Here is a 12,212-nt window from a genome sequence, read left to right as displayed (position 1 = left end):
CGTCAAAAACGGCCTCTGGGTAATGCTATCGCTATTTTTATAATTCTATCCTGTCCGCATACGAACAAATCCGTCCAGCTTTGAACATTCAGCAATCTTTTATCTTAAAACAAGTACTCTTTGCTGTACGATCCGGTCGTGTCCGGCCATTCTCACAATATAGATCCCCGAAGCGGTTCCCTGCAATGGTATGCTGACCGGCCCGCTCCTGCCACCTATTTTTTCCATCACAACTACCTGTCCGCCCGTATTCACGACCTCCACGGTCTGGAATGGTTCTTCAATCAACAAATTCATTGTACTCGTACTGATCAGCGACGGCCTTACAAAGTTCTCGCCGGCTTTCTCCATACCTCTGCCCACAGTGATCATTCGGGAGTACCTGAAACTTTCATCGATATCGACCATTTTCAGGCGATAATACAAATTCCCTTTTATGATAGTGGTATGAGAAAACCCATAGCTGGTCCCTCCTGAGGCATTGGCTCCCGGCACACTACCAACGTTCTCGAATTGCAATGCATCGGCACTGTATTCGATTTCGAAAGCTTTGAAATCCGTTTCCATGGAGGTTTGCCAGGATAGTTTCACCCCTTCTGCACTGGGAGCGCCTGAAAAATTCACTAATGTTACCGGCAGAGCGGGTTCTGCTTCGATGGCATACACGGCGCTTCCCGTTACCGCATATATTTCGCCTGACTCAGCCTCGCCGATGTCGGTGATCCCGGTAAGGGTCGACGTCTGGTATTCAGCGACAAGCCCATCTGAACTGATTTTGTGAATATCCCCCGAGAAATAATCAGTACCGATATAGTATCCCTGCATCGCCGGCCAGACTGTTCCTCTGTAAACCACGCCACCAATCACAGACCTTCCCCGTGTATTGCCTGTAGGGTAAGTATAAACCGGTTTCACATAACCCACTGTGTCGGGGCACTCTGTAATAGGAATCCCGGGCGTCCGGATATCACCCTCGAAGCATCTCCATCCGTAATTGGCTCCGGAAGTTACCGTCGCTGGTCTGCGATTGATCTCTTCCCGGCTACCCTGCCCCACGTCACCAATCCACATGGCATTGGTCTGCCTGTCGAAACTCCATCGGAAAGGATTTCTCAGGCCAAGTGCAAAAACTTCGTTGCCAAACGGATTTCCGGGCGGAATTACGTAATTAACGCCAGATCCACCGGGAGAATTTACGTCGATGCGCAGAATTTTGCCCAGCAACGTCGCCGCGTTCTGCCCATTCTGATTAGGGTCGTTCCCGGACCCGCCATCTCCGGTGGATAAGTACAGGTAACCGTCCTGATTTCCGAAATGCAGCTCTCCTCCATTATGGTTGGAGTTGACAGGATGCGGGATTTTCAGGATTTCGAGCCTGGTCGATGCCAGAGCCACATTTCCGGCCGGTGTGGTCGCGGTATACCTTGCGAGCACGAGATCACCGGCTGTATCGGTGTAATAGGTATAAAAATAGCCGTTACTGGCATAATCCGGGTGAAAGGCTACGCTCAGCAACCCTCCTTCTCCCGTAGTAGCAACCACCTGCGACGCGCTATTCATGTTCAGAAAAACAATCGCCGTTCCCAGCGCACCTTGCTCAAACACTTTGATGACTCCAGCCCGTTCAGCAATAAAAATCCGGTTGGATTCGTCACCGGCATGTATCAATTCCATAGCCGAAGTCAATCCCGATATCACCGGCGTCGCACCAAACCGGACGTCGGGTGTTTGTGCCGGCAAAGGAAGAACAGACACAACGAAACAAAATACCAACGCATTCACCATCAGTATTTTATAGTGGATAAAATGTTTCATATTTAACAGATTTAAATAGATACACTACTTCTACTTTTCAATAGAAATTATACTACAATTGTCGTGCCTGAAACAAGTCCGCTATAAACGGCCGAAAGAAAAAAGCCCCCGGTACGATAAGTCCGGAGGCTGAATGCAATGTAAGTGGATATCTGCTAATAATAAAATGTGCCGTTCTCGCTGCTGATCGTCAGTTTTTTCTCTGCCGAAGCTTCTACCCTGCCAATGACCTGCGCGGGTATTCCGAAAGATTCGGAGATTTCAATTACCCTGGCTGCGTATGCTTCCGGCAAGTAAATTTCCAGCCGGTGGCCCATATTGAACACCTTATACATCTCCTGCCAGCTCGTACCACTTTCTTCCTGAATCAGCCTGAACAATGGCGGCACTGGCAACAGGTTATCTTTGATAATGTGAAGGTTATCAACAAAATGTAGAATTTTTGTCTGCGCCCCACCACTGCAATGTACCATGCCATGGATTTGCGGGCGCATTTCGTCGAGCAACGCCTTCGCCACGGGGGCGTAGGTACGTGTAGGTGAGAGGATTAGTTTCCCCACATTCAACGGCGCGCCTTCCACTTCGTCGGTCAGCTTTTTGCTGCCGCTGTAAACGAGATCGTCGTTCACTTCCGGGTCGAAGCTTTCAGTATATTTTGTGAGGTATTTGCCCAAAATATCATGTCTTGCGGAAGTCAGGCCATTGCTCCCCATTCCGCCGTTGTATTCATTCTCGTAGGTTGCCTGTCCGTAAGAAGCCAAGCCTACGATCACGTCTCCTGCCTTTATATTGGCATTATCCACGACTTCGGAACGCTTCATACGTGCAATGACCGTACTATTGACCGTCACAGTTCTGACCAGGTCACCCACATCGGCCGTTTCGCCTCCCGTACTGTAAATCTCAACCCCGTAGCTACGCAGCATCCCGAGCACTTCCTCGGCACCGTTGATCACCTCGGCGATCACTTCTCCCGGAATGCGGTTCTTATTCCGGTCGATGGTAGAGGAATAAAGCATCGGACCGGTCGCGCCTACGCATAGCAGATCGTCGGTATTCATCACGATCGCGTCCTGGGCAATGCCTTTCCAAACAGAGATATCACTTGTTTCTTTCCAATACAAATACGCCAGGGAGGTTTTGGTACCGGCGCCGTCCGCGTGCATGATCGTGCAATATTCGGGATCGCCCGCCAGTGTATCCGGAACTATTTTGCAGAAAGCCTTGGGGAAAATCCCTTTGTCTATCTTTTCGATGGCCTTATGCACATCTTCCTTTGAAGCCGAGACACCGCGCTGGAGATAACGGTCGGTAGTTTTCATCTGAGCGTATTGATTAGTAAGCTATCCTGATTCTGCCACAAAAGTAGGCAAAAAGGGGGCTTAAACCTTTACTTTAATGAAAGTATCCCTTATTTATTGAAATCAGTGGTTTACAAAAAATTGCAAAAATTAACAATTTTTTAAAATAAGACAACCGCCAAAAAGTCGTTAGCTTTACAAACCTGAGGTAATCAAGCAAAAAACCATAGAATCTCTTGTTTGACCATTTTAAGCCCTGAACCCACTTAAATTTCATGCATTTTTTGATTCGTTCCGTAGTTGTATTGTCCCTTTTGTTTGCAGGAAGTTCATTCGCCAACCATTCTTTCGCACAGGCACGCCCCGTGCAGGAAGCAGCCGCAGACACACTCAACCCGATCCAATCGCTGGTAGGCTTTGCCACCAAGCATTTGCATATCCCTTACCGCTCCGGCGGTTCTTCCAAAAAAGGTTTCGATTGCTCCGGGTTTGTCCGGTATTGCTTCAACCAGTGGAATATCACATTACCCCATTCCAGTGCCGCGCAGGCAGAGCACGGTGAGTCCGTGGAGCTCGACGATGCCAAACCGGGTGACCTGATCTTTTTCAAAGGCAACAGCGCCAAAAGCAAGCGCATCGGGCACGTCGGCATTATCACCGAAGTCGCACCTGGCTATGTCAAATTTATCCACTCCGCATGGAAAGGTGGCATCCGGTACGACCTGCTGAATGCGTCTTACTATCACAAACGGTTTGTTGCTATCAAACGCATGATAGAGTGAGGCAGCGCTTTTCTCCTTCGCTACTTCGCCAGGCGCCTCCGTCGACTGAAGCCGACGGTTAATGACTTAGCCCCGCCTTATATCACAAAAAACACTCTCCGTCATCCGAAGATGACGGAATCATCTAAATTTGTGATCATGTTTCGTTTCCCGTCATTATAATCCCTGCATTTTGAAACTCTGGCAAAAGGAAAATACTGTCACTTCTGAAAAAATTGAGCGCTTCACAGTCGGTCGCGATCGTGAAATGGACCTACATCTGGCTGAATTCGACGTGTTGGGCAATATTGCCCATGCGACCATGCTGGAAACCATAGGCCTGCTCACTGCCGACGACCTCTCCGCGCTCAAAACCGAGCTCAAAGCCATTTACCAGCAGATTGCGGACGGTGAATTCGTGATCGAAGACGGCATCGAAGACGTCCATTCCCAGGTAGAGCTGCTGCTAACCCGCAAACTGGGCGATACCGGCAAAAAAATCCATAGCGGACGCTCCCGCAACGACCAGGTGCTCGTGGATATGAAGCTGTACACACGTGCGCGGCTGTTTGAAGTCGTTCAGGCTACCGAAAAGCTTTTCGATGTGCTCACCCGCAAATCGGAAGAACATAAAAATGATCTGTTGCCGGGCTACACGCATTTACAAATCGCCATGCCCTCCTCGTTCGGACTTTGGTTTGGCGCTTACGCAGAGGGACTGATCGACGACGTGATCCAGTTGAATGCAGCCTACCGCCTGGCCAACCGCAACCCGCTGGGCTCGGGCGCAGGGTACGGATCGTCATTCCCGCTAAACCGCCAGCTTACTACCGCGCTGCTGGGATTCGAAGGCATGCATCACAATGTCGTATACGCACAGATGAGCCGCGGCCGCACCGAACAGGCCGCATTGAGCGCAATCGCATCTCTGGCCGCAACGGTTTCGAGACTGGCCATGGACGTTTGTCTTTACAACAGCCAGAATTTTGGGTTTATCATATTGCCGGACGACCTTACAACCGGAAGCAGCATTATGCCCCATAAAAAGAACCCGGACGTTGCCGAACTCCTCCGTGCCAAGACCAACCGCATGAAAGCCCTTCCGATGGAGGTAACGATGGTCCTCAGCAATCTGCCTTCCGGCTACCACCGCGATATGCAGCTGTTGAAGGAGATCCTGATGCCCGCATTCGACGAAATCCTCGATTGCCTTGACATTGCAGCATTCATGCTCGAACATATAAAAGTGAAGCAAAATCTGCTGGATGATCCGAAATACGACCTGCTTTTCAGTGTGGAACGTGTGAATGAGCTCGTCATCGGCGGCGTGCCGTTCCGCGATGCTTATAAACAGGTCGGGGCCGAAATCGGTGACGGAAGCTACATCGCACCCCGTGAGTTGAAGCATAACCATGAAGGCAGTATCGGCAATTTGCAGACAGAGGAAATTCGCGGCAGGATGGAACGTGAAATCGGGGCTTTTGAATATGACCGGGTTACTTCCGCATTAACCCGATTAATTCAGGGGTAAAACAGTATATATGCACTCTCTTTGAAATTGTTTTGTGTACGGCTCTGCTTAAAGCAGCATCATTCTACAATAAAGGGTTTAACGAAAAAAAATGCTCGTTAAACCCTTTATTCTTTTCAGCTAAAAATTGATACAAATAATAATTAAATCTACCCTATAATAAGACTACCTTATTCTAATTAAATATAGAAAATCATCGGAGAATCCGGCAATAGGTGATGGGAAAGGAGCTGTTTGCGAAATTTGTAAAAAGCCTTCGACAGCAACACTATTTCTAAGAGAAGCTTTCAAAGACAATGTTCCGGTATTACCCGGGCCAAGCACTACGTCTACAGAGGTGGTTGAGGTTTGCGTAAAATAACATCCCGACGTACTGGCAGACAAAGACGCATTACTTATGATCAATTGACCTGAAACCGTGACAGTTATAGGGAAGTTATTATTATTTACAATATAAACAGATGAATTATACGAGTCTCCGCCGGGTGTAGTATATACATAACCATACGGTGAAAAATACCAGGTGGCTCCTGCAACGGTCCGCCCATTCTTTAAAGTATTAGATCTAAGCCTATTACTATCAATCACTTTCCGAACCTCCGCATTATCAGTCGCTGTTTTTCCGGAAATTAATTGCTGTTCCTCACCTGGATTTGGAAGTTCTAAGTTTATTGACTCTTTACAACCAGCAAATAAAACAGCAGAAACAATTGCAAAAAAGAATAATCTTCTCATAGTTTTTAGTTTGTTTGAAATGAAAGTTTTGTTTTAGCAATTAGTGTATTTTAAAACAAACATCCAAACTATTTCTTATTTGACAAATACTATTAATACGCATTTCACTAAGTCTATCTGATGCGCTATCTTTATGTTGGGATTAAGGCCGAGTTATCCGGCTGTCCCCATCCCGGAGTGACCTGTAATCATCGATTCTATGGCGAGCTTTTCCAAAAACTTAGTGGTCCTGTGCTGTTTGTACATCACACTTTTCAGTGACAGTTTTGCTGCAAACTTCGGCCATCTGCCAACAGAAGTAAAAGTCATTTTCTTCCTGGACCCCGAATGCCCGGTTTCCAATGCCTATATGCGCGAAATCAAAAGCATTTACACGCAATACGCCGGGAAAGGGGTTCGGTTTGAGGCTGTCTTTCCAGTTGCAACAGTCAGCAGACGGCACATCAAGGATTTTCTTACCAAATACAACGTGACCATTCCCGGGTATCAGGATCCGGGCCTGCAAAAAGTGAAACGCTACCAGGCCACAGTAATGCCGGAAGCTGTGCTGATCAATTCTTCCGGCGTGATTGTTTACAAAGGAGCCATCGACAATTGGTACTATGCATTGGGCAAGAACAGGACAAAGGCCACTGAGCTTTATTTACGCAACGCCATTGAGGCTGCATTGAATGGGGAAGTGGTTTTGAAAAGCAGGACCGAGGCGATCGGATGTTTGATCAATCAGTGATTTGATCGATGGAGCTCGGCGGAGGGCGTATCGGGAAATTATGTCAAAGATATTGGGTATAAAAAAGGGGCAAGCCAAATGGCCTGCCCCTTTACACCTATTTAACTAAATCTAATTTATAATCAAGGTTTATCCCACCAAACGCGGCCGGTAGCATCCTGTGGATCCTTTCCAAAACCTGGAATCGCTGCCATCCCATCGTACGCCGCTTTTTGATTAGCGTAGTTTTGATCATTCTCATTAAGCAGTGAAAGTGGTGCCCGGCGAGGAATGATCAGTACAGCGTTATTGTTTGTCAGGACAGGTAACGCAACAGCACTTGTAGCATTCGGATAACCCGTACGTTTCCATAAAGCCCAGCCTTCAGAAGGCTGCTTCAAAAAATGCAGGTACGCTTGGGAAGCTATCTGATCCAATGCTTTGGCAGTATTAAATGCAACCGACGGTTTGAGCAAATAGGCATCAATCTCAGCCTGGGCAACCGGTGTATAATTGGTGAGCTGAGATTTTGTACCAATCATATCATACCATTGAATGGAGCTTACTATCCCTTTCTCATACCAATCCTTGGCCCCAGTTCCAATTCCCCGGGCAGCTATTTCGGCGCGCATAAAGCAATAGTCAGAATAAGTCAGTACCGGAATATAAACCAATCCTGTCCCTGCCTTACCACTGGCGTCCGCTTCTGCCGGGCGGAATAATCTTGGCTGCAGATAGCTTAGCGTATCAACAACGATCGAGTTCTCCCCGGATTTCACGGTACGGGTAGTGTAATATCTGGCCCTGATTGCAGGGTTCGTCGCCTGGTCCGGGCTGGTGTAGCTTCCCAAATATCTGCGTGCAGGCTCAGTAGTTCCGGCAGGTAATTGCTTATCCGCAACGAGCAGCGTGATATTAGCCTGGCTGTAAGTATTAGGCGCAACAAATGCATCCAGGCGCGGATCCTTATTGTCCCACATAAAATCCACTACGGGTTTGGTAGCCCTTAAATTCGTGGGGTTCCAGTTTCCGCCTTCGGTGAATGATTTATTTCCTGTAAACACCCAACCATCTTCGTTTGAACTCATCAGATCAGTTTCCGGCATTGCCAATATCTCGCCAATCACGGCAGTCGCCTTCGCCTGGTCACTTTTTATTTGTCTGAGTGCAATTCTCAATCGAAGCGCGTTACCCGCCTTAACCCATTTTTGAGTAGCCCCGTTGTAGTACGAATCGTAGTTCCCAAGCGCGATTTGAGGAGCACCAGGAGTTTGTTTCAATACCGATACCGCTTCTTTGATTTCCTCGTCAAGTTTAGCAAACAATGCCTGTTGTGTATCATAAGCAGGTTTTAACGTTCCGCCATAACGAGCTTGGAAAGCTTCGCTATATGGAATACTGCCATAAATGTCAGATACGTAAAAAGCATAATAAGCTTTCAGGATACGAGCGATGCGTATCATATGAACAAACCTGGGTTGTTCCGACTCAGCCATTTTTTCAACCAGCTTTTCAATATCAGTAAGCTGTGTGCCGGCGCTATACAGGGCTCCATAGCGATTTGAGAAATTAGACACATTGGTTGTAAAAGCTCCCTGGTTCCCACGCACATCCGTTGCATACTGCATCCATGGCATAATTCTGGTATAGAAGTCGTAAAAGGCTTCAAAATCTTGTCCCTGAATGGCCCTTGAGGCATTGGCGAATTGGTTCTCCGGTGGGATCGAAGATAATGCGTCCGGATCAATGTTCGTGTCGACAAAGTCCTGCTTGTCGCAAGACGACATTACTCCTGCTAGCAGCAGTACCGTCGTACGAAGAATTTTATTATATATTTTCATTGTTATTTTCGTTCAAATTTTTCGACAAATCCTGTATATCAAAAGCCGACATTTACAGAAAAACCAAGGTTTCTGGTGAATGGCGCACCGCCATATTCAGCGAATTCTCCCGCATTATTGCTCTTTAATCCCTCCGGATTGACGCCATCCTTGGCAGTCATATAGAGGTAAGCGAGGTTACGACCAACCAATCCTACTCTTAGAGATTGAATCTTAAATTTGTTGATCAGGCTGGAAGGCACGTTGTATCCAACAGAAACTTCGCGAAGAGATACCCAAGAGTTTTCAAATACCGAATATTCACGGATACCTGAACCCCATTGCGTCAGGTTCTCATAATATGCATATGCTGGAATCGGCTTTAGATAACCTTTCGAGACAGCTTCTGAGTAAGCCATTCCTCCCAGGTCAATTTCCTTGCCATCTACGCTAACTTTGTAGCCGTCTGCCAAAACACCCTCCGGAATGATCCCGTCATCGCGTGTTTTACCCGATGCATCTGTAAAGGTTACACCTCCCAATGCAGCATTTCTTCCCGGTAAGCTATTTTTCAAACTTCCGTTGGACGAACCATACTGATGGGTACCAGATGCCATGAGCCCGCCAATTTTGGCATCAACCTGAAGAGTCAGATTGAAATTGCCGTATTGCACGTTGTTGACATTGCTTAAGAGAAACTTCTCAAGCATTGTGCCCAGATCCCTTGAACCCTGGCCATATGAACCGCTCCGCAAATAGGTAGGATAGCCATCAGTAGCGTTACTGGAAGCACCAATTACCTTTTGTCCGTTCGATGGGCTGCTGATGTTAGCTCCGCTCGCATCTTTCGCCTGATACAGCGCATATGCATACGACGATGTAATGGTTCCGTAATCTCCTCCCACGCGGGCAATGGACCTCACGTCATTTCCAAATGCCAAACTCAATTCATAACTGTCTACACCCGGTACCAGTTCAAGTATTTTATTTCTATTACGAGAGAAGTTAAAAGAGGTATTCCAGCTTACTTTTTCAGTTTTTACCGGAGTGGCAGTCAACAAAATTTCAATACCACGGTTTCTGATTTTACCAGCATTAATGATACGTCCTGTTAATCCTGACTCCTGAGGAACACCAACAGTGAGGATTTCGTTGGTTGTGATTTTGTTATAGAAGGTAAAATCAATTCCCAGACGATTATTGAAGAAACGAATGTCCGTACCAAGTTCAAGTTCACGTGCCAAGCGGTTTTTGAGACCTGCATTAGGCAAAGTCCTGTCTCTAAAACCATAAGACGCGAGCGGAGTCCCGTCAGGAAGCGTGTAATTATCCCCCGGATTGTAAATACCTGTGCGGTTTGTACTCCAGGCATCAGTATCTCCACCAGTATATCCGAAGCTGGCGCGAAGTTTGCCAAAAGTCAGCCAGGACGGAACACCTTTTATAGACTCGGTAGCAATCCAGGAAAGCCCCACAGAAGGATAATCATACGACCAGTCTCCGGTTCCATTTTTGTAAGTCAAGGTAGAGGTCCAGTCGCGACGATAACTCGCATTAAAGGTCAGCATACCTTTATAGGTCAAATCACCATAAGCATACACGGCATCTGTTCTCTTAGAGGGTACAAGCGCGGCGCTTGCAGTAGCAACATTAATAGAATTGGAAAGTGAATATACTTCCGGAATCCTTAATCCGCCACTGGTAGCATTCTTAAATTCTCTTCCGCCATTAATTTTATTGGTCTCCCCTCCCACGCTAAAATTCAGTTCAAAATCATTCCCAAACGATCTAGCGGCAGAAAGCAGCCCTTGCACACGATACTGGTTATTATTGGTGGCATAAGTACTGTACTCATCGTTGCCTGAGAAACGAGCACCATCTCCACGCTTCTTGTATTCCCCTGTGTAAATCTCATTCTGCAGATTGCTTCTAAGCAAGGCAGTCAGCCAGGGTGTAATTTGGGCTGTCAGATCGATATTTCCCCGGAATATCTTTTCATTCCGCGTTCTCTTGCGCTCATTGATCTCCCACATAAAGTCCGTAACACTGTATGGGTCGTTTGCACCTCTCCGGCGCCCTCCAACGGTCGGGTCCGTATAGTTATTCATCCAATAATCTATATCCAGGTTCCTCGGACGATAATATACAAACTTGAAAATAGGGTTATAATTGCTTCCCTGATTCGTCGGATTTAAAAGATCATTGCTGGTATAATCCGCCGACACATCCAGACTAAATATTTTTCCAATCTTCTGCGTAGCCCTGACATTGAAGTTGTTTCTTTTCATTTCTGTACCGGACGGCATGACCGAACTGTTAAACAGATTTGAATAGGATACCCGAAAACTAGACCTGTCATTACCGCCGTCAACAGCAACGTTGTGATTGATATATTTTCCGGTATTGAAAAAGCTGATTGGATCGTTTGCTTTCCATTCTACCATTCTGCCGTCGGTGTCCCTAACTTGCTGTCCCTTGAATTCAGGTCCGTAAGAGTAAAACCAGTTATTAGCATCCACCTGATCAACGCCATCCGTTCCTTTTGAAAAAGTCGGGTCCAATCCTGCTCCAAACTGATTTTGCAAATCAATGATTTTGTAAGCCTTTTCAAATGAGGACGAATGGTTGTACGAAACACCAAGTCCCTTTGTCTCTCTTCCCTTTTTGGTTTGAATAAGCACAACACCATTCAATGCTTCCGAACCATAAAGTGAGCTGGCGGCCGAGCCTTTCAGCACACTCATGGATTCGATATTATCAGGGTTGATGTTCTTCATAATATTACCAAAATCCTGCTGGCCACCCCATGAGTCGGCTCCGGTAGTTCCCGGACGGATCAAAACACCATCAATTACAAATAATGGCTGCGTGTTAGGACTCAAAGAGGCATTTCCACGAATACGAATTCTTGAAGAAGACATCGGTCCGCTGGCTCCCTGGTTGATCATCACACCGGCAATCTTACCCTGTAAGGCATTGACAAGGTTAGCATTGTTGGTGCGGGATAGAGAAGTTCCCTCAACGGTCTGAGCAGAATACGACAATCTCCTCGCATCCTTCGCCATACCGAAACCGGTAATTACCACTTCATTAAGCGTTTTGTTGTCGTCTTCAAGATTGACGGTCAATTGGGTGGCATTACCCACCGGCACTTCTTTTGTAACAAATCCAATGGATGAAAATACAAGCACTGCTGAACTGGAAGGGACAGCCACGCTGAACTTTCCATTGGCATCTGTCGCGCCACCTGTGCTGCCTCCCTTTATAAGGTAGGAAACGCCGGGCAAAGGATTCTGATCCTTGTCAAGCACCGTCCCGCTGACGGTCTTTCTGTCTTGGGCCATACTCCAGGTACTTCCAGTGAGGAGGAGGAGCAATGTTACCAGACGTGTTAAAGTAGTACACTTTTGTCTCATGGTAAACTTGGTAAATTGGAATTTTAGGTAGTTTAAGTTAACTGCACTACATACTCTGATCCGAAGACCGGGTATCAGCCGATGCTGAATCCCATTTTGCACATCAAAAGCATTGTAATGTCAA

Annotated in this window: 8 protein-coding genes; 3 read left to right on the top strand and 5 right to left on the bottom strand. The window is 46.8% G+C overall.

Annotated elements, in window-relative coordinates; genetic code table 11:
* Window positions 1-99: 99 nt before the first annotated feature.
* Both BP71_RS31985 and BP71_RS31980 read right to left on the bottom strand, forming a co-directional pair.
* Window positions 100-1,815, bottom strand: coding sequence for a PQQ-dependent sugar dehydrogenase (locus BP71_RS31985; protein ID WP_496385706.1), 1,716 nt, complete (start codon window positions 1,813-1,815; stop codon window positions 100-102).
* A 155-nt stretch (window positions 1,816-1,970) separates the two neighbouring features.
* Complete coding sequence (locus tag BP71_RS31980) at window positions 1,971-3,137, bottom strand: AIR synthase-related protein (protein ID WP_496385704.1); 1,167 nt, start codon at window positions 3,135-3,137, stop codon at window positions 1,971-1,973.
* Window positions 3,138-3,391: 254 nt separating this feature from the next.
* On the opposite strand from BP71_RS31980, the gene BP71_RS31975 reads away from it, so the two are divergent.
* Window positions 3,392-3,898 (top strand): C40 family peptidase, encoded by a 507-nt coding sequence (locus tag BP71_RS31975; RefSeq protein WP_496385702.1) that lies wholly within the window; start codon window positions 3,392-3,394, stop codon window positions 3,896-3,898.
* 172 nt (window positions 3,899-4,070) lie between these two features.
* The gene (gene argH / locus BP71_RS31970; protein ID WP_496385701.1) at window positions 4,071-5,408 is read left to right on the top strand and encodes an argininosuccinate lyase; all 1,338 of its coding nucleotides are present in this window, start codon (window positions 4,071-4,073) and stop codon (window positions 5,406-5,408) included.
* A 165-nt stretch (window positions 5,409-5,573) separates the two neighbouring features.
* Here the strand turns inward: argH and BP71_RS31965 are convergent, their stop codons facing one another.
* A complete protein-coding gene (locus tag BP71_RS31965) occupies window positions 5,574-6,143 on the bottom strand; it encodes a hypothetical protein (RefSeq protein ID WP_496385700.1) in 570 nt (189 codons plus the stop codon).
* Between the two features lie 199 nt (window positions 6,144-6,342).
* On the opposite strand from BP71_RS31965, the gene BP71_RS31960 reads away from it, so the two are divergent.
* Window positions 6,343-6,873 (top strand): redoxin family protein, encoded by a 531-nt coding sequence (locus tag BP71_RS31960; RefSeq protein WP_496385699.1) that lies wholly within the window; start codon window positions 6,343-6,345, stop codon window positions 6,871-6,873.
* A 122-nt stretch (window positions 6,874-6,995) separates the two neighbouring features.
* Here BP71_RS31960 and BP71_RS31955 read toward each other — a convergent pair whose 3' ends face one another.
* Both BP71_RS31955 and BP71_RS31950 read right to left on the bottom strand, forming a co-directional pair.
* Window positions 6,996-8,693, bottom strand: coding sequence for a SusD/RagB family nutrient-binding outer membrane lipoprotein (locus BP71_RS31955; protein ID WP_496385698.1), 1,698 nt, complete (start codon window positions 8,691-8,693; stop codon window positions 6,996-6,998).
* Window positions 8,694-8,731: 38 nt separating this feature from the next.
* Window positions 8,732-12,088 carry a SusC/RagA family TonB-linked outer membrane protein gene (locus tag BP71_RS31950; protein ID WP_496385697.1) on the bottom strand — a complete coding sequence of 1,119 codons (3,357 nt, stop codon included), beginning with the start codon at window positions 12,086-12,088 and terminating at the stop codon, window positions 8,732-8,734.
* Window positions 12,089-12,212: the final 124 nt, after the last annotated feature.

The organism is Dyadobacter ginsengisoli DSM 21015, assembly GCF_059568735.1.
This window is presented reverse-complemented; position numbering and strand designations above follow the sequence as displayed.

Bases quoted from the DNA above. Each gene is read 5' to 3' on its own strand.
- BP71_RS31965 (WP_496385700.1), bottom strand. From the start codon at position 6,143: ATGAGAAGATTATTCTTTTTTGCAATTGTTTCTGCTGTTTTATTTGCT.
- BP71_RS31975 (WP_496385702.1), top strand. From the start codon at position 3,392: ATGCATTTTTTGATTCGTTCCGTAGTTGTATTGTCCCTTTTGTTTGCA.
- BP71_RS31985 (WP_496385706.1), bottom strand. From the start codon at position 1,815: ATGAAACATTTTATCCACTATAAAATACTGATGGTGAATGCGTTGGTA.
- BP71_RS31960 (WP_496385699.1), top strand. From the start codon at position 6,343: ATGGCGAGCTTTTCCAAAAACTTAGTGGTCCTGTGCTGTTTGTACATC.
- BP71_RS31980 (WP_496385704.1), bottom strand. From the start codon at position 3,137: ATGAAAACTACCGACCGTTATCTCCAGCGCGGTGTCTCGGCTTCAAAG.
- BP71_RS31955 (WP_496385698.1), bottom strand. From the start codon at position 8,693: ATGAAAATATATAATAAAATTCTTCGTACGACGGTACTGCTGCTAGCA.
- BP71_RS31950 (WP_496385697.1), bottom strand. From the start codon at position 12,088: ATGAGACAAAAGTGTACTACTTTAACACGTCTGGTAACATTGCTCCTC.